Below are 16,959 nucleotides of genomic sequence, written 5' to 3'. Positions count from 1 at the left end.
ATTTCATAGGATCTGATTGAGCCCAATGCTGCGGGCCGAGCTGGCAGCTCTGCTCTAACACTCGGCGCCCAACTCCAAAGCTTTGCGAGTCAGTTCCCAGGCCCAGCCAAACTCTGGGTAACACGGCTTGCCCACGGTCCTCCCTGAAACGACACATCGCCATCGGTCTCCGTCATATCGCAGAGCGTGTAAGACGGGTGTGATATCTAGGTATTCCGTCGGAGCCAAGGTCACCTCACCACGAACGATGCCTTGACTGATCGAATGGTTGCCTCCGCCCACCCAGCCAATGCCAAGCGGGTACATATAGCAGACCCTGTGATTCGTCGATTGCTCGAACTCACCTTCGGGAAGCCCAAGGCCAATCGCACCAAGCTTGGCCACAAGACTGGTCGGGTGCCAGGCGGTCGGGAGCACAACATCGGAAGCCAGGTTGAGGGTCTCTTTCCCTGCTACGCATGACACAAGGCAATGGCTGTTGATATACGAAACAACGTCGCTATCCAGTTTTTGGGAAAGTCCAGAGAATCCCAATGCGAGCGGCCACCACAACGAGTCCGGACCATGATTCTCCGGTTTGAGGTATGCCTCTCGCATGTGCCGTGCCTGAATTGGCCGCAGAACAATCTTCACTAGGTCATGCAACCCTTCGGCATTTCGCTTTGCAACCAGTTCGTCCGCCCACTTCATCAGGCACTCAAACTGTGACCGTGGCGACTCATCACCTCGCCCCCTCTTCCACCACATCACACTCTGAACCCAGCGCCTCACACTTTCCTCCTGCAAAAAGTTCCTTCCCGACAGCCAAGAAAATAACCCAACGGCTGGAGTATCTATTTCCTGCTGCACCCTGGCAATTTGCCTGCCAACGTGACCCCATCACCAAAGGGGGCCTTTCGGCACATGATCAGGCAGTTGACCACTCTCTCGCTGCTCGCGCTCGTCGCCAGTTGCACCACACAGAAAGCAGAGCCGCCCAAGCCGGCATTCGATAGCAGCCGCAATCCGGACATCCTCGCCCCCGACCTTTACCCCAACGGTTCGGTCGCCGAGAAAGAACCGGTGGTTCGCTACGGGCGGTACACGCTCGTCAGCACTCAGCCCGAGTCCGGCCAGCGCGACCTGATGGCCCAGATCATCGACGTGACCATCCCGGCGAACATGCGCCCGAATGTCCGCGATGCAATGCAGTATGTCGTTGATCGCTCCGGCTATACGCTCTGCCCTTCGGATAGCGGGCACGTCAACATCCTCTTCACCCGCCCCCTGCCGGCAGCGCAGTACAAGATCGGGCCAATGACTCTGCGCAACGCACTGCAGGTGCTCGCAGGACCGGCCTGGCATGTGAAGGTCGACGAGGTCAATCGTCAGGTCTGCTACGTCCTGCGTCCGGGCTATCAACTGCCCGAACCTACTAAACCCGCGCCCACCCTCTACGCCAAGCAGAGCGATACAACGCCGGCATCCTCGACGCCCCAAGCACCTGCGATTGCAGCAACCAGCACAAGCAGCAGCCCCGTCGTGATCGCAACAGCCCCCACTGCAGCACCAATAATCGCCAGCTCTGCCCCAAGCAACCCTGCAACTCCTGTTGTGCTCCCTGTGGTGGTACCTGCCAAGGATGGCCCTACTACCTCGATGCCCCAGGCACTGGCCGTAACCGCCAGCACTGCATCCTCGAAATCGCCATCGCTCAATACAACGCCGCTTCCAGCCACTGCGATCGCGAAAGCAGCTCCGGCTCCCCGGCCGCTGCCCCAGGTATGGACGGCCGAAACTGGCTCAACCCTGCGTGAGTCTGTCGAGGCCTGGGCCGCGCGAGCCAACTGGAAGGTGAAGTGGCTGGCCAAGGGCCTGGATTACCCGATTGAGGCACCGCTGACCTTCGAGGGCACCTTTCAGGATGCAATAGGTGAATTGTTCCCCCTCTACGACTCAGCCCCACGTCCGTTTTACGTCAACGTGCATCAGGCCCCCCAACGGCTCATCGAGGTTGTGGAGAAGAAATGATGTTCAACCGCAGACTCAAGCAAGTAACCGCCCTGGCCCTCCTCGCCTGCGCCCTGACAGGGTGCGCAATGCAGCGTGTGGACGAATCCATTCGGCGGACCGAGGCCGCTGCTGGCTCGGCAAGTGCTATTACATCCAGCATGCGTACCGCGCCGACCAACGCCAAGCGCGATACGGTTGTCCACTCCGACAAGCCCTGGGTCAGCACGCAGCCGATTATTTCCAAACGCGGCCTGGCACCTCACCAGAACTGCCGGTTTATCTGGAAGCCTGTCGTTGCAGTAACCCTGCTGCAAGCCGCCCAGGAAGTAATGAGCCAGTGTGGCCTGAATGTGCAGATCACCCCGGACGCGATGAATCCAACCACGACCAGTGCTCCGATCGCGGCGTCCAACGCACCGGCTACGCAGTCCAACCAGGACATGGCCAGCATGCTCTTCCCCAGTTCGGTAACTGGGGCAACATCCCAAGGCAACAGCTTTGCGGCCTTGAGTGGCTTCGGAGTCGGCGCGACCGCTCCGATCTCGGGTATTTCATGGAGCGATAAGGTCTCAGGCTTTCTCGACCTGGTGACGTCCCGCACGGGGTTGTCGTGGCGCTTCGACCCTGTTGAAAACGCAGTGGTGATCTACTACCTGGACACCGAGACATTCCGCATCTTCGCCTTCGACGATACCAACCAGATGGACTCAACAGTGCGTTCTGGCATGAGCGCGTCCACCGGTGTTAGCGGAGACAGCAGCTCCGGGACGCAGAGCGGCGGTACAAGCTCTGGTATCAGCGGCAGCTCTGGGAGCAGCCAAAGCACTACCGTGACGCTGAAAACATCCCTGCTCAATGATATCGAGGGCAGCGTTAAGTCGATGTTGACCCCTGGGGTAGGCCGCCTGGCGCTGTCCCGAGCAACCGGGACGTTGACCGTCACCGACCGCCCAGAAGTGCTGCGCCGGGTCGCACAGATCATCAAGCATGAAAGCGACAGCATTACCACCCAGGTAATCCTGAACGTAAAAGCCGTATCCGTAACGCTGACGGACAAAGATCAACTGAGCGTCGACTGGAACCTGGTCTACAAGTCGCTCAGCGATGACTGGGGCATCAACCTCAAGAACACCGTACCGGGAATCGACCCCAGCGCCATTTCCGGCTCTGTCAGCATCTTGGACACCGCGAATAACTCCTGGGCTGGGTCGAACGCCATGATCCAGGCTCTCGCACAGCAAGGCAGAGTTTCTGCCGTTCGATCCCCCTCAGTAACCACCCTCAACCTGCAGTCGGCATCCATTCAGATAGGCCAAACCAAGAGCTACCTGGCCTCCAGCCAGATCAGCAACGTAGCTCAGGTCGGCTCCACCACATCCCTCATCCCTGGCACCATCACCAGCGGTTACAACATGACCCTGCTGCCGATGGTGATGCCGGAGAACGAGCTGCTCCTGAAGATCAACATCAATATGTCGTCCACCCCAACTTTTGAGGAGGTGGAAAGCGGTGAATCCAAAGCTCAGTTCCCCAGCTATGGCGTACAGATCTTCGACCAGAAAGTACGCCTGCAGAACGGCGAAACACTGGTTCTGAGCGGCTTCGAACAAGACTCGGAAGACGCCAACAAAACCGGCACCGGCGATCCAGGCTTCTTCGGCTTGGGCGGCGGGCGCTCGAGGAGCTCGGAGCGAACCGTCATCGTGGTGCTGATCACCCCGCTGGTCATGAGCAAGACTGCCAGCGGGATCCAGTACATCCCCCTCGATCAGTTCCACGCCGCGAATGACGACTCGTGGGGCGTATCGCCTGCAGTCCGCTCAACCTCACGCGGGGCCATGTGAGATGGAAGCCGAGATCACTCGATCCGACCCAGCCTCTTGGGTTCGGATCCTGACCTACCACGGTCGCAAGTTCGTCACCGGCCTGTACTGGCACCCATTGAGTTCGCCCCAGAAGTTCATGAAGGAGGCCCGTGCCTACGGCAAGCAGAACGATCTGGACTTTGTAGCCATCCGGGAAACGCCGACGAAGATCCAGGCTGGTTTCGTCTCGAAGAAGCTTGGTGCAGTCAAAGGCATGTACTCCCTGGCGAGAGCACTGGCTGGGCAGTTCGAGAGCGACTTTGTAGCCTGCTGGAAGATCGACGATGACTGCTATGCCGTCGTCGGCACCTCTGAAGGCGCCATCATCCCCGGCGTTGACCTGGTCACCACGCTAGCTGAGGCGAAGCAACGAATTGTCGGCCTGCAGAACAGGGGGCTGCTGAAAGGAGTGCAACTGTTCGTACCGGAAGGCTTCGGCTTTGATGTGCGGCCGTTTGACATCGAGGAGCTGCTCGCACCGGAGCGCTTGCGCAACGAGTTCAAGCTACGACAGTTAACCTTCGGGCTTTCGCGCAAAGAGTTGGCCAGCGCGAGCATGCTCGCGGGAGCCATTGTCTCCGCTGCCGGCGTATATCACCTGTGGAACATGCATCAGGAAGAACAAGCTCGTCAGGCCGCCATCGCCGCCGAGCAACGACGCCAGGAAGAGCTCAAGGCAAAGAACGCCCAGGCGAAAGATCCTCTGGATCTGGCAGCACTGGACCACCCATGGGCGTCACTGCCTGACACCGTGGACATGGTGAGAGCCTGCAGCAAGGCTGAGCGAGTTCTCCCCTTGTCGATCGCTGGCTGGCTATTTGAATCCTCGAAATGCGACGGGCAGGCTCTCGCTGCGACATACCACCGAACCGGTACCGCCACGGCCAAGCAGTTCACTGAGGCTGCGGTCGAGCTGTTTGAAGAGCCGCCGGCATTCTTGATCGACAACGGTAACACGGTTGGGGTGCGCGTCGCCCTGAAGGTGGCTATTGGTCGGAACGAAGCACTGCCAAACCAGGGCGAGGTGCTGCGCGAAGTGTCGAGCCACTTCTACATGCAGGGTGTTGAGCCGCAGTTCGCCCCAGTCCAGGCTGGGCCCATCCAGAAACTACCTGGAAACGACGAGAACCAACCTGCCCAGACCGTAATGCCGCCATGGGCAAAGCTCTCGTTCAAAGCAGAAACCAAGCTGCCACCAGCCCTTGCGCTGGAGGGGCTGCCAGACCTTGGCGTGCGCACCACCCTCCTCGAAACCAACCTCAAGAACAGCCAGTTCACCTGGTCTGTCGCAGGAGAAATCTATGCGAAGCCGCAATGAAATATTGACGCCTATGATTCTGTGTCTGCTGGGCTGCCTGACGTCGCTGTCGCAGACTGCACACGCCACTACGGTAGGCGAACTCACCGACGTGCAAGCACAGGCTGTTCTGGCCGAGGCCAGAGTCAGACTGGCCGAGGCACAGGCCAAGCTGCCGCCGAAGCCCAACACGACCGCCGCGTCCACAGGCACGACTACGCAACCTACCAAGGATGTTGACCTTCCAGCTCCGGTAGTTCGCACGATCTACGGTGCCGGCGGCCGCATGACTGCCTCATTTCTGTTTCCTGGAGGAGTCGAGGCTGACGCCGGTGCTGGCCAGGACCTTCCTGGGGGCTACCACGTCGAGTCGGTGAGTATGGACAAAGTCATGCTGAGCAAGTCAGGCAAACGATTCCCCGTTGGGTTCTCCAACGTTGCCCCCAGCGCGTCTACGACAATGACACAGATGGGTAGCATGGTTGCTCCGGCCTTGCCCGGGGCCACCATGGGCCAGCACTACCAGCCGACATCGCCGCTCGGGCAGTGAGGTGAAGCCATGACAAGTCTCACTTCCGCATCGCTGTTGCCACCCTTGGTATTGACCGCCCCTGGTGAACGTTGGGAGCTGTCGCCCCCTGAGCGTGAAATCATGGCGCTCACCGAGGACGGTGCGCTCTATGTCTCCGGCAGTCACCTGAACGACCTGCATGTAATGGCGTTCTGCAACAGGCTGGAACGCGCGGGAATCATTTTCCGAGTCGAGACGGTCGCCCCTGACACCATTAATCGTCTCTACAAGGCAGGTATTGTCCAAGCTGGCGAGGCATTCGTAAGCGACGGAGAGGAGGTCTCGCGCAACCAGCTGGAAGTGATAAAAATCATACGGGAAGCCTGCGAGCATCGGGCCAGCGATATCCATTTCATCGTCGCCCCCGACGGCAAGAGCAAGATCCGGTTTCGAATCGATGGTCGGCTCACTACGGTACAACGACCTCGCCACCAGCACATCAAGGACCTCTGTTCCACCATCTACCAGTCCATGTGCGACGTGGCCGACTCCCTGTTCCAGGAACACCTCCCTCAAGATGCACGAGTCAGCAAAAAGTTCGTAGATCAGTTGAGCCTCTATGGAGCTCGCGTCTCCACACGCCCACGAGCTCCAGGCTTGCTGATGGTTTTGCGCCTGCTCTACAACGATGAGGGGCTGAGTAGCCTCAAGGATCTCGGCTACCTTCCAGAGCAGATAGATCTGCTGCAACGAATGCTCCGCCTCCCGTATGGGATGAACATCCTATCCGGCCCAACTGGGTCGGGTAAGTCGATGACCCTGAAAGTCATTCTTGAAATGCTGGATCGGATGATGGGTGGTGCCAAACACATCCTGACCATCGAGGATCCACCCGAGTACAGCGCCGAAGGTGAAGGCATCAACCAGACGCCGCTGGTCTACGACACCACCGACCCTCAGGCGGAGATTCAAGCCTGGGCAGCTGGTATCAGCAACGGCATGCGCCTCGACCCCGACTACATGATGATCGGCGAAATCCGGGAGATCTTCGCGGCAGTCGCATCGTTCCGCGGAGCTATGACCGGACACGGCATGTGGTCCACGCTCCATACCAACACCGCGATCGGGATCCTGCAGCGACTGCTCGATCTCGGGGTAGACCCCTCACTCCTGTTCGACCCTGCCCTGTTGACCGGAATGATCAACCAGAGCCTGCTGCCGAAACTCTGCATCCACTGCCGGCAGCCATTCCTCTCACAAGCACATGCTCTGGCACCTGACTTGGTTGAGCGGGTGAGGAAGTGCTGTACACCTGAAACGGTCTTCGTGCGGGGGCCTGGCTGCGAACACTGCCGCTCAACTGGCATTTCTGGTCGGTCGGTGGTGGCAGAGGTTCTGATGCCTACCCTGAAGTTCATGCGGGTATTCCGCTCGAAAGGTGCTGCTGAGGCACGAAACTACTGGGTCAAAAGCATGGGTGGGATCACCAAGCATGATCACGCCATACGTCGTATCAACCAGGGCATCTTCGACCCGGCACTAGCCGAAGTGATCATCGGCCCCCTGGACATGGATCTGTACGTGCTCGATGACGAGGAGGTTAGCTCGTGATCGCAGAAGTCTGGCATGAGCTGCAGGAGCGTTGGTACAGCACCCAGTTTGGAGCCAAGGAGCGCCTGCAGTTCTACGAAAGCATGGCCACTCTCCTCGAGAACGGCGTAACGCTCAATGATGCCGTTCGCGAGGTCCATGGCATCTACAGCGATGATGGGAAACAACGCTATCACCCGATCGCCATGGCAAGCCGCGAAGCTGCCATGGGAGTGGCCAACGGCAAGGCCCTGGCCGATGCCATGGTGCACTGGCTGCCGGCGCAAGAACGGGCACTGATCGATGCCGGACAGGAGAGTGGGAATCTTATCGGAGCCCTCAGCGACTGCGCCCGCCTGATCGAAGCCCAGGGCAAGATTCTCGGGGCGGTTATCACCGCCACAGCCTATCCGATGATGCTGTGGGCGTTGCTGATCTACTTGCTGCATGTGATCGCCAACAAGATGGTGCCGAACATGGCCCGGATGAGCGATCCGGATAGCTGGACTGGGACGGCAGCGATGCTTTACAGCCTGTCTAACTTCGTCACAGGCCCCGGCATCTACTTTCTGATCAGCATCATCCTGTTGCTGGTCTCTGCCATTTGGTCGCTGCCCTACTACACCGGCCCTGGTCGAGTTGCGCTGGATCGGCTGCCCCCTTGGCACATCTACAGAACCCTGCAGGGCACCACATTCCTGCTGAACGTTGCAGTGATGCTGCGCGCTGGCATCAAGCCTTATGACAGCCTGCAGATGCTCAGCAGGACCGCCCCGCCGTGGCTTAAGCAGCGCATTGAGGCCACTCGCTACGGAGTTGGCCTAGGGCAGAACCTGGGCCAGGCCTTGAAGAACGCAGGCCATGAATTCCCAGACAAACAGGCCATTCAGTTCTTGTGCGTCCTGGCTAGCCGTAAAGGCTTTGCTGAAGCCGCCATGCGCTTCAGCTCACGCTGGCTGGAGACAAGCCTCAAGCAGGTCGCTATTGCGGCCAAGCTGATCCTCAACCTCTCTCTCCTGCTTGTCGGCTCAGTGATGGTGCTGGTCCTTCTCGGCTCCTACGAGATGGAAGCCATCGTGCGGGCCGGCATCCAGCAGTAACCCAAGCCCCCATCAAAGGAACTACAGATGCACACTCAGAGCAAACTCAAACAGCTAGGCTTCGTCTCCATCGAGGTTGTGATCGTCCTGGTCGTCGTAGCCATTGGCATTGGCCTGGCCGTAGCCCGAGGCGGTGGCCTCTTTGGCTCGTCGGACATTTCAGAGGAGCAAGGGAACCTCGCGACCTTGATCAACAACACCCGCGCGCTCAAAGACAGGAACGGTTACGGCACTTCGGGTACCGACCTGGTGCCGAGCTTGATTGCCACCAACGGCATCCCCCAGAACATGAGCGTGGTTAATGGCGTCCTGTACAACACCTATGGCGGTGCTGTCAGCATCACCTCTACGGGCATCGGCTTCACCCTAACCAACTCCAGCCTGCCGAAGGATGCCTGCGTTTCCCTGGCGAAGTCGTCCAGAAGTGATCGCGAGCAGACCCGGATCAACAGCGGAAGCACCATCACCGGTGACGTCACAACCGTTGCAGCAACTTCCGCCTGCAGCGGTACCACCAACACGATCGCCTGGACCATCAATTCGTGAGTTTGATCACTGCCGCTGACTTCATCGACCTCTACCTGGGCGACGACTTCGCGGATGTGAAAGGGCTGCAAGGAGCTGGCTCCCGTAGGGTGCCGGCCCCCGACGCCTGGGCTGAAGAAGTGAAGGTTCTGAAAGAAAAGTGCCAATCGACCTACCAAGACGGTCATGACCCTGAATTCGCCCTGGTCGTAGACGGTGTGATCCTGCGGGTGACTCAGCTGGATAACGCTTTCACCGGCAGCATTTTCGTTGTGCGCAAGTCCAACGCAGAGATCCGCGACTTCTACCAACTGGGCTTCCCCCAGGAAGTAGTCGATGCGCTGCTCGCACCAACGTTACAAGGGCTCGTCCTGATCGTGGGCGACATGGCCACCGGCAAAACCTCCACTGCTGCATCGCTAATCGTCGCCCGGCTACGGCGCCATGGTGGTATCGGCTTCGCAGTCGAGGATCCGCAAGAAACCAACACCAATGGCCAGCACGGCCTGGGTCGCTGCATCCAGGTGAGAACATCCAGGAAGTCTGGCGGCTACAGCGAGGCCCTGACACGAACTCTGCGCTCCGGCGCAGACCTGGTGCTGGTAGGCGAGATCCGCGACGAAGACACCGCGTATCAGGTCTGCAAGGCCTCACTCAACGGGCACCTGGTCATTGCAACCATGCACTCGAAAACCGGATCACAGGCCATCGAGAAACTGGTCACGCTCGCAAAGCCTCTTGCCCCAAACGCCTACGAGGTAGTTGCTGAGGGGCTGCAGGCCGTGGTCTGCCAGTCTCTGGAACAGATCGGCACTACAAGGCATCTGGTTGCAGAGCCGCTGTTGCTGACCGAAGGCGACCAGCACTCAATTCGCGACAAGATTCGCCGGCAGAACATTCATCTCATCGAAGAAGACATTCTCCGCCAGAAGCAGGCAAGCCTGTGGGGTTAACCATGAAGAGTCAAAGCAGAGGTTTTATCAGCATCGAGATTCTGATCGTGCTGATCGTCATCGCCATGGCCATCGTCCAAGGGAGCCGACTTTACGGGGAGTACCTGGACGGTCTGAACCAGCAGATGGCTGCCCAGCAACAGATCAAGGTTGCTGAGGCAGGAAGCAAGTACATCAAGGACAACTTCGCTGCGGTATTGGCGGCGGCCGGGCCGACTGAACCAGCGGTGATCACCGTGACCATGCTGAAAAACACTAAATATCTACCAACAGGGTTTAGCGACCAGAACATCTACGGCCAGTCCTACCGCATCCTGGCGCGAAAGCCTGACGTGAACCAGCTGGAGACGCTGGTAGTCACGACTGGAGGTACGGCTGCAGGCGAGATCGACATTCGCAGGGTCGCCCAGCTCATCGGTGCACAAGGGGGCTACATCTCCACCACAAATACAGCAATCGCCCAGGGCGCCGCCTGGCAGGTGCCTTTGAGCAACTTCGGTATCACACCTGGTGCCGGACGATTAGCCACCGCTTTGTTCTTCCAGAACGGAGCGGTCGCCAATGACTACCTGTACCGGAATGCGGTACCAGGCAAACCCGAGCTCAACGAGATGAACACTGCCCTCGGCATGAGGGGAAACAACATCAACAATGCCGGAGACGTGAACGCCAACGGCAACGTCAATGCGCAGGGCAACCTGAACGTTGCAGGTGACGCAGAGGTCGACGGCCAACTCTATACCAGCGGCTGGCTGAGAACTCGTGGAGATGGCGGCTGGTTCAGCGAGAAATGGAACGGCGGCTGGTACATGACCGACTCGACGTGGGTTCGCTCGTGGGCAAACAAGAGCATCTACACCGGCGGTGAAGTGCGTGGCGGGACCGTGCAGTCGGATGGCCGTACTACTGTTGGCGAGTACCTGATGATCAGTGGCACGGCGACTGAAAACACGGCTTGCTCACCGAATGGGCTTCAAGCCAGCAACGCCAACTCTAGCGGCCCCCCCACATTATATTGCCAATCCGGTGTGTGGAAGGCAGTCGGAGGAACTGATCGATGGGGGGGCTCATATTGGACAGGAACGCAATTCGCAACTGGCTGCGGAAATGTAAACCCATTTACAGGCTCGTGTAGTTGTCCTGCTGGATACGTTGCAAATCAGCAGTTTGCTATTCAAATCGAAGGCTGCCAACCATGCCGATCTTTCAGTTGTTATAAGAAGCCGTGATTGCCAATCCGGTGTCTGGCGAGCCCCAGGTGGTGTTAATACAGTCATGGCTAGTTGCACTAGCCCAGCAGATCGATTCCAATCGGGCTGTGTAGCATATTGCCCTGCACCGACCAAGATTCTCTCAGGCGGTTGCAGCGCCCCGAACATTAACTGGGAAATCAATGTTTCTGCCCCATCGGGAAACGGATGGTATTGCCTGGGCAGTGAAGACTATGGAAGCGGCTGGTATAACTTCTCCGTGACTGGTTACGCCATATGTGCGTATTAGCTTGCCAATCCGGTGTGTGGCGCGCAGTAGGGATTAGCGCTACTACTGTGATTCGCGTGGGCAACCCATGCGCATGCGCTGCAAACGAGATCAGAACCGGATGTTCAGGCAGACAATCAAGCAGTTATGACACATATGCTGTGTCCCCTAACATGTGCTATGGCGAGGCGGGCTCTGCACAATGCATCTGCGCTAGCTTTCAATGAGAGCAATTTGCGCAGACCCGCAATACCCTCACTTACACCGGACATCTGGCAAGAAGGCAGTTTTGCAGGCGAAGCTATTTAAGATTAAGAGCTTGGCAAGCCATGTGGTAACTATCGAGGCTTTTGTCATTAATCAAGCCAATGAGAACCGCTCCTTCAGGACAGTATGCGGCTCCTGAATTAGACGAGTCGTGATAAGACACGTAACCGCCGATTAGCTTTTCTCCGAGCGTTACGCCCGAGGCGGAAGTCCACACACCGGATTGGCAATCTAGTATAGATAGCCAATTGCTAGATAGTTCCAGTTGTTCTGCAGGTTTGGACACCTTACTGCTATGCGGTTGCCATCTATAATGCTCGCAAATGAGTAATCCGGTCCATAGGTGGCCGAGTCGTGGCTTACATTTGCATTCAAATGGAAATGCTGTGAAGTAAACCCGGCAGGCATTGTTACAACTACGGCAGCCCCAGTAGTAGCACAGTTATATGTTCCCCATACCGTTCGTAGCCTGCCATTGTCACACCAGCCATTCAGGCTATCCCCGTAGCAGGTCTGACTCCCCATTGCCTGCCAGACACCGGATTGGCAATCCTATTTGTAGCAGTACACAACTTGCGTTCCACTCCCGGAGTAAAACCAATTTCCATTGCTGAAGGTTAAGGATTTTGAGTTCCCGCTGCCGTAGTTAAGCGTACACATGGTCCAAGCCCCTAAGGAGGACCCAGAAACGCGGTAAGGGCCATCAAGACTTCCTTTGCTGCCAGTCCACACACCGGATTGGCAATCAAGAAGGGCAGCAAATTGCGGTGGCAGTTATCACGACAGTAGAGCCAGCGCCGACACGCGAGCATGTGACGGAGTTATTTGTGATAACTCGTGGCATAGCGTCGTATTGAACGCTATCGCCATCAGTATCCGTCGTCCTGCATGCCAGGCCCGTCATCGTGTAACTTGCGGGACAAGTGCTGGTCGAGTGCAGTGATCCAGATCCAGCGTTAGTGCTTTCAACGCGACCACAAGCGCCTACTCCACTATTCCCACGCCACGCACCGGATTGGCAAGGTAGTAGGCCTAAAACTCTGTTCTACTGCGGGCTGTAGATCCGCAAGGCATCACCGAACTTCAATAAAAAAGTGTGAGGCCTCTAGGCTGCAAGCTCGTAAGTGGTCAGCGGATCAAGCATGAACACTTCCGCCTCATTCACCTGGTCAAGGTACTGGTCCGGGGCTGGAATGTGGGACCGGTCACGCAGAGCAGTCATCAAGTGTCGGAGCAGCTCGTCCTGGGCACTTCGAACTGCGATATCCAGGGACGGGCCATGCCCTTGCACTCCCTCAAAATCGAGGACGCGAACCACGATGCCCTCTGGCTGCTGTTTGGCAATCGCTGGATAGGGTACCAAGTGGTTAATAACGACCTGCTGACCTCGATGTCGGACACCCTCCAGCTTCTTCACCAACTTGGCAGCCTTCAGATGCGTATATCGTTTAAGCATCGACAAGCTCTTGTGCCCGGAGATCGCAGCGATCTCCATGATATCGAGCGTGTTGAGTTCAAATAGCCTGGAACAGGCCTCATGACGTAAGTCGTGGAAGTGCAGGTCCTGGATGCCCAGGCGCATGGTCATAACGCGCCAGGCAGACTTGAGTCCGTTGGCTGTGTAAGCAAACACACGCCCTTTGGTCTTCACCCCCAGACGCTTGAGTGCATCACGTGCCTTCGGGCTGAGCGGCACGTCACGCTTCGTACCGTTCTTGGTATCCGGTAAATGGGCAATGCCGCTGCGCAGATTGATATGTTCCCACTCTAATTTGAGTAGCTCTCCCTGCCGCATCGCAGTCTCCAATGCGAGCACTACCAGCGACAGAAGCTCGAACGTAGGATGATTATGGCAGTAGCGGAAGATCAGCCGCTCTTCTCGGGGAAGTAGTCGCCGATCTCGTCCCGGAGGAGACTTGGGCTTACGGACTCGCGTGACGGGATTCAGATCGCATACCCCCCACTCGATCAACCCGACGTCGAATACGTTGGAGAGCAGGGACATCTCCAGGCGTACTGTTGCATTTGAAATGGGTTTGCCGCTCCGCGGGTTCACCTGTGACAGGCGATTGTCTCTATAGGTGGCGATGTGCGATCCCGATATGTCGCGCATAACCATGCTACAGAGCGGCGACTTCATAAGCTGCGCAAGCCTATACGACTCCTGAACGTAGCTTTTTTTCAGGATCGAAACCTTTTCACGGTAGAGCTTCAGACCTTCGCCAAGCGTGATGTTATGGCTCATCTCGGACTTCCAGTTGGGCCTCTATCAGCATGGCCAACTGGGTGAACGTGATGCCCAACGCCCGACAGAGGCAGATCAAAGTGTCGAGTGTCGGTGAGCGCAGCCCACGCTCAAGCAGGCTGATGAACGAACGATCCAACCCCGCCTCGAAACTGAGGGCTTCCTGGGACAGATGTTTTTCGTTGCGCAACTGGGAGAGCACCCGGCTAAAAGCGAGGCTGTAGTTCAGTTCGCTGTGGGGTTCACTGCTCAAAAGCCCGACCTTCGTTGAAAGGTCAGATTCTGAGTATCGTGACTATTGTCGTCAGCGGACTATAGTCACGAAAATTTTCCTGCCTGATTCCGGCTGTATGCAATCCCAGGTATGATGAGAAATTACAAATTCCGAACGGAACTCATGTGAATGCCAATTCTCTGGCTGGTGTTAGTAGTCCTGGTCTTTTCAGGCGGAATGGCGATGCGCTCCAACAATATCGCTGTACAGGCTGTGGACAGCTCTACCGTCGACACACTGAGCCAGAGCCTGCTGGTGTATCGCTGTGCTGCAACTGAGTTCGCGCATGCCAACCCCTCATTTGTCGGCGCCCCTAACGACGCTGTGTTGAACTTACCCACGTGGTTTAAGAAGCCAGCAGGGATCTCTGCTTACATCCAGGCAGGAAAGAGCTACACGTACATGGCTGGAGGCCCAAGCGGACTGCTTAGTGCGCTTTCCGTGGCCACTGAGTCCGAGCAGATTGGAGTGAAACGCTCCGGATTTCTGGTATCTAACCGCTCAACAAGTACCGGAATTGCCCTACCTGCTGCAGTGCCCGAGGAGGCAATAGTCGCTTTGAACTGAGCGATCTCCCGTGCCTGGCAAGGCCTGCAATAGTTCGGTCACTTGCCAAGCCACAGGGGGCAAACTCATAATGCCATCAGTAACGTTTCCACCTCGCTGGCTACTGGCGGTCATCAGTAGCGCCCTGGTGTTGCAGGCTTGCCTCTTCACCAAACCAAAAGCACGCTTAGCTCCGGGAAGGGCGTGCGAATCTGGTTGAGGATTCTCCCTGTGTCTCCCTGTCTCTTGCTGGGCACGCAGCCGTCTAACTCGTGAAAAGCGGGTTCATAGACACATAGGGTTCTCTTGAGGTTCGGTGCATTCTGATCTAAGGGCCGCACTGGTGTTGTGGCCCATCCTTTTCCTCTCTCGATGGGTAGCCTGATAGTCCTCGGCAGGGCTATCAGGCTACCCATTGGGTATTCTTGTCCTGCCGGTGGCCCGCCGGCGAAAAGAAGGGCTCCCTTTGTGCGCGGATGCGTGCCTTTTGTTTGCTGGCCATAGCCACGATAACCGGCCAGGTGATGTGAGACGTAACGATCAAAGCCCAGGGATCGACGCTTCAACTTTCACAGGTGGCATACTTCTCTTCGATTCTGATTCCTCGACTACAGTCGGGGGCATCTCTTGACTTGGTTGCCCTCGGCCGCTTTTCCCCTCCCCTCTTTGCCCCCTCCGCTCATCCCGCCTCGTTAGCCTTGCTCCCCACTTGACACTTTCCAGCACCACTCAGATGATAGGGGCGTGCTCTGCTGACGTCGTCAGCAACATGCCCATGCAGCTCGGATCTGAGAGGCTGCGACACGTTGCTCGTGTTGGTCCACCCAAGGTCGCATAGCTTCTGGTAGCGCGACCGGTCGATTCTGATCGATAGAGGCACATTCCGCCCACCCAGCGGGGAATTCACTTCCCCGTCAGGGACAGTGTTTCTCCGCATCTTCAATCTGCAGGAGAAGCACCATGTCTCATACTTCAACGATCGATTCTGACCTCCCTTGCCAAGCAATCTACCAAGGTACGGGTTCTGCCGCAGAGATCGAGGCTCAAGTAGATAGGTTCTATGGCGAGGCCGTAAAACGCTACCCCACGTACGAGACGATGGTTCAGTCTCACTTCTGCGAGCTTATGCGCAACACATTCGGAGAAAACGAAGAGGTCAATCAAGACGTGGCATATGCGTATGCATATGCCCGCGAGCTGTACGATTACCTCTCCCAAGATGAACTGGATAAAGCAAATGCCGATGCTTTCAATAAAGGCATCTGCTCACACGGGCTCACAGCAAAGACGTGCCCTTGTGGTTGCTTTGAACTTGAATAAATCTTACCTAGCTGGGGCAACTGTTTCGGTTGCCCCAGCATGCTACTCCGCCCCTGCTGCGCAGCCTTCTTGTTGCCCCGCCCCTCCACTTGACACTTCTACAACACCGATCCGATCATAGAGACGTGAGCTGCTGACGTCGTCAGCAACCATGCCCATGCAACCTGAACCCGAAGAGTTGCGACACCTTACCAGTGTTGGTTCACCCGAAGACCGTTTAGCTTCTGGCAGCACGGTTGATCGGCTCCCGCCGATAGAAGCACCTTCCGCTAACCCAGTGGGGAATTCACTTCCCCGTCAGGGACAGTGTTTCTCCGCACCTTCAACCTGCAGGAGAAACACCATGACCGAGCAAACTGCTAGCTACTACATCGGCTATGCCCTAGGCACCGTCACGCGGATATTCCTGCGTGCCATGCGAAAGAGAATGCCTGCCTCCACTGCTGCGACAGCTCACCTTGGTCAAGCCAAGCAAGTCATGCCGGCAGCTACGTACCCTAGTGGTAAAGCCCTGGAGCACATATGCCAGGTACCCGCTATCGTGCGCCGCAGAGGCGTCGACCTCAACGCCTGGTTTGAAGCCAACACCAAAGAGGCGCAGGTGAAAAAGCCACGGCGCACTCGGACTCGCACCCCTAAACAGAAACCTAACGCTGCGGCCGTACCGGCACTTCGGATGGGTTCGCTCAACGAGCTTATTGCTCCCGTTGAGCCAGCCATGAGTTGCTGACAAGAAACACAGCGCCCCTCTTGCGAGGGGCTTTTTTCTTCCAGGGGCTTGACATCTCAAAGCTCTATTTACATATTTCTCACCCATGTGCTGCTGACGTTGTCAGCGACCATGCCCGAGCAGTCACGATCTGTGAGACTGCCACACGGTTTAACGTGTTGATCGCCCCCTAGAAATCGCCAAGCTTCCGGTAGCGCGATTGATCAATCCGAAAGGACTGATGGAAGCACCCTCACCTCAGCGGTCACCGCATCGCAATCAACAT

The 16,959-nt window shown here is 57.2% G+C and carries 15 protein-coding genes; 12 read left to right on the top strand and 3 right to left on the bottom strand.

Going from position 1 to position 16,959, the window contains the following annotated elements; genetic code table 11:
- Window positions 1-54 precede the first annotated feature (54 nt).
- Entirely contained in the window at window positions 55-747 is a 693-nt protein-coding gene (locus tag AERO9A_RS22660; RefSeq protein ID WP_372239632.1) for a DUF6710 family protein, read from the bottom strand.
- A gap of 156 nt (window positions 748-903) precedes the next feature.
- Here AERO9A_RS22660 and AERO9A_RS02475 point away from each other — a divergent pair, with 156 nt between their 5' ends.
- The 9 genes from AERO9A_RS02475 to pilV are packed head-to-tail and all read left to right on the top strand — an operon-like array spanning window position 904 to window position 11,062.
- Window positions 904-2,010 (top strand): TcpQ domain-containing protein, encoded by a 1,107-nt coding sequence (locus AERO9A_RS02475; RefSeq protein ID WP_159970327.1) that lies wholly within the window; start codon window positions 904-906, stop codon window positions 2,008-2,010.
- Window positions 2,007-3,836, top strand: a complete 1,830-nt coding sequence (locus tag AERO9A_RS02470; protein WP_256665836.1) for a PilN family type IVB pilus formation outer membrane protein — start codon at window positions 2,007-2,009, stop codon at window positions 3,834-3,836. The genes AERO9A_RS02475 and AERO9A_RS02470 overlap by 4 nt, the downstream gene beginning before the upstream one ends.
- A 1-nt stretch (window position 3,837) precedes the next feature.
- A complete protein-coding gene (pilO2, locus tag AERO9A_RS02465) occupies window positions 3,838-5,175 on the top strand; it encodes a type 4b pilus protein PilO2 (protein ID WP_159970326.1) in 1,338 nt (445 codons plus the stop codon).
- Window positions 5,159-5,704, top strand: coding sequence for a type IV pilus biogenesis protein PilP (gene pilP / locus AERO9A_RS02460; RefSeq protein WP_256665835.1), 546 nt, complete (start codon window positions 5,159-5,161; stop codon window positions 5,702-5,704). Before pilO2 ends, pilP begins: the two co-directional genes overlap by 17 nt.
- A 9-nt stretch (window positions 5,705-5,713) precedes the next feature.
- Window positions 5,714-7,276, top strand: coding sequence for a GspE/PulE family protein (locus AERO9A_RS02455; protein ID WP_159970325.1), 1,563 nt, complete (start codon window positions 5,714-5,716; stop codon window positions 7,274-7,276).
- Window positions 7,273-8,355, top strand: coding sequence for a type II secretion system F family protein (locus AERO9A_RS02450; RefSeq protein ID WP_256665834.1), 1,083 nt, complete (start codon window positions 7,273-7,275; stop codon window positions 8,353-8,355). Before AERO9A_RS02455 ends, AERO9A_RS02450 begins: the two co-directional genes overlap by 4 nt.
- 27 nt (window positions 8,356-8,382) lie before the next feature.
- Window positions 8,383-8,901 carry a type 4 pilus major pilin gene (locus tag AERO9A_RS02445; RefSeq protein ID WP_159970324.1) on the top strand — a complete coding sequence of 173 codons (519 nt, stop codon included), beginning with the start codon at window positions 8,383-8,385 and terminating at the stop codon, window positions 8,899-8,901.
- Window positions 8,898-9,833: an ATPase, T2SS/T4P/T4SS family gene (locus AERO9A_RS02440; protein WP_159970323.1), complete on the top strand. Its 936-nt coding sequence runs from the start codon at window positions 8,898-8,900 to the stop codon at window positions 9,831-9,833. The genes AERO9A_RS02445 and AERO9A_RS02440 overlap by 4 nt, the downstream gene beginning before the upstream one ends.
- Window positions 9,834-9,835: 2 nt before the next feature.
- Window positions 9,836-11,062: a shufflon system plasmid conjugative transfer pilus tip adhesin PilV gene (gene pilV, locus AERO9A_RS02435; RefSeq protein ID WP_159970322.1), complete on the top strand. Its 1,227-nt coding sequence runs from the start codon at window positions 9,836-9,838 to the stop codon at window positions 11,060-11,062.
- 1,622 nt (window positions 11,063-12,684) lie between these two features.
- On the opposite strand, the gene AERO9A_RS02430 is transcribed toward pilV, so the two are convergent.
- On the bottom strand, window positions 12,685-13,824 hold the full coding sequence (locus AERO9A_RS02430; RefSeq protein ID WP_159970321.1) for a site-specific integrase: 1,140 nt from the start codon (window positions 13,822-13,824) through the stop codon (window positions 12,685-12,687).
- Window positions 13,814-14,077, bottom strand: coding sequence for a helix-turn-helix domain-containing protein (locus AERO9A_RS02425; protein ID WP_256665833.1), 264 nt, complete (start codon window positions 14,075-14,077; stop codon window positions 13,814-13,816). The genes AERO9A_RS02430 and AERO9A_RS02425 overlap by 11 nt, the downstream gene beginning before the upstream one ends.
- A 150-nt stretch (window positions 14,078-14,227) precedes the next feature.
- Here AERO9A_RS02425 and pilM point away from each other — a divergent pair, with 150 nt between their 5' ends.
- The 3 genes from pilM (at window position 14,228) to AERO9A_RS02410 (ending at window position 16,694) form a co-directional block, all read left to right on the top strand.
- Window positions 14,228-14,665, top strand: coding sequence for a type IV pilus biogenesis protein PilM (gene pilM / locus AERO9A_RS02420; protein ID WP_159970320.1), 438 nt, complete (start codon window positions 14,228-14,230; stop codon window positions 14,663-14,665).
- Between the two features lie 939 nt (window positions 14,666-15,604).
- A complete protein-coding gene (locus tag AERO9A_RS02415) occupies window positions 15,605-15,964 on the top strand; it encodes a hypothetical protein (RefSeq protein WP_159970319.1) in 360 nt (119 codons plus the stop codon).
- Between the two features lie 343 nt (window positions 15,965-16,307).
- Window positions 16,308-16,694: a hypothetical protein gene (locus tag AERO9A_RS02410; RefSeq protein WP_256665832.1), complete on the top strand. Its 387-nt coding sequence runs from the start codon at window positions 16,308-16,310 to the stop codon at window positions 16,692-16,694.
- Window positions 16,695-16,959 lie beyond the last annotated feature (265 nt).

The organism is Pseudomonas sp. 8Z, assembly GCF_902506535.1.
Taxonomy (GTDB): domain Bacteria; phylum Pseudomonadota; class Gammaproteobacteria; order Pseudomonadales; family Pseudomonadaceae; genus Aquipseudomonas.
The sequence above is the reverse complement of the archived record's forward strand: the minus strand, read 5'-3'. Positions and strand labels throughout refer to the sequence as shown.

Coding starts and splice junctions, on each gene's coding strand:
- AERO9A_RS22660 (WP_372239632.1), bottom strand. CDS start 747: ATGTGGTGGAAGAGGGGGCGAGGTGATGAGTCGCCACGGTCACAGTTT.
- AERO9A_RS02475 (WP_159970327.1), top strand. CDS start 904: ATGATCAGGCAGTTGACCACTCTCTCGCTGCTCGCGCTCGTCGCCAGT.
- AERO9A_RS02470 (WP_256665836.1), top strand. CDS start 2,007: ATGATGTTCAACCGCAGACTCAAGCAAGTAACCGCCCTGGCCCTCCTC.
- pilO2 (WP_159970326.1), top strand. CDS start 3,838: ATGGAAGCCGAGATCACTCGATCCGACCCAGCCTCTTGGGTTCGGATC.
- pilP (WP_256665835.1), top strand. CDS start 5,159: ATGCGAAGCCGCAATGAAATATTGACGCCTATGATTCTGTGTCTGCTG.
- AERO9A_RS02455 (WP_159970325.1), top strand. CDS start 5,714: ATGACAAGTCTCACTTCCGCATCGCTGTTGCCACCCTTGGTATTGACC.
- AERO9A_RS02445 (WP_159970324.1), top strand. CDS start 8,383: ATGCACACTCAGAGCAAACTCAAACAGCTAGGCTTCGTCTCCATCGAG.
- pilV (WP_159970322.1), top strand. CDS start 9,836: ATGAAGAGTCAAAGCAGAGGTTTTATCAGCATCGAGATTCTGATCGTG.
- AERO9A_RS02430 (WP_159970321.1), bottom strand. CDS start 13,824: ATGAGCCATAACATCACGCTTGGCGAAGGTCTGAAGCTCTACCGTGAA.
- pilM (WP_159970320.1), top strand. CDS start 14,228: ATGCCAATTCTCTGGCTGGTGTTAGTAGTCCTGGTCTTTTCAGGCGGA.
- AERO9A_RS02415 (WP_159970319.1), top strand. CDS start 15,605: ATGTCTCATACTTCAACGATCGATTCTGACCTCCCTTGCCAAGCAATC.
- AERO9A_RS02410 (WP_256665832.1), top strand. CDS start 16,308: ATGACCGAGCAAACTGCTAGCTACTACATCGGCTATGCCCTAGGCACC.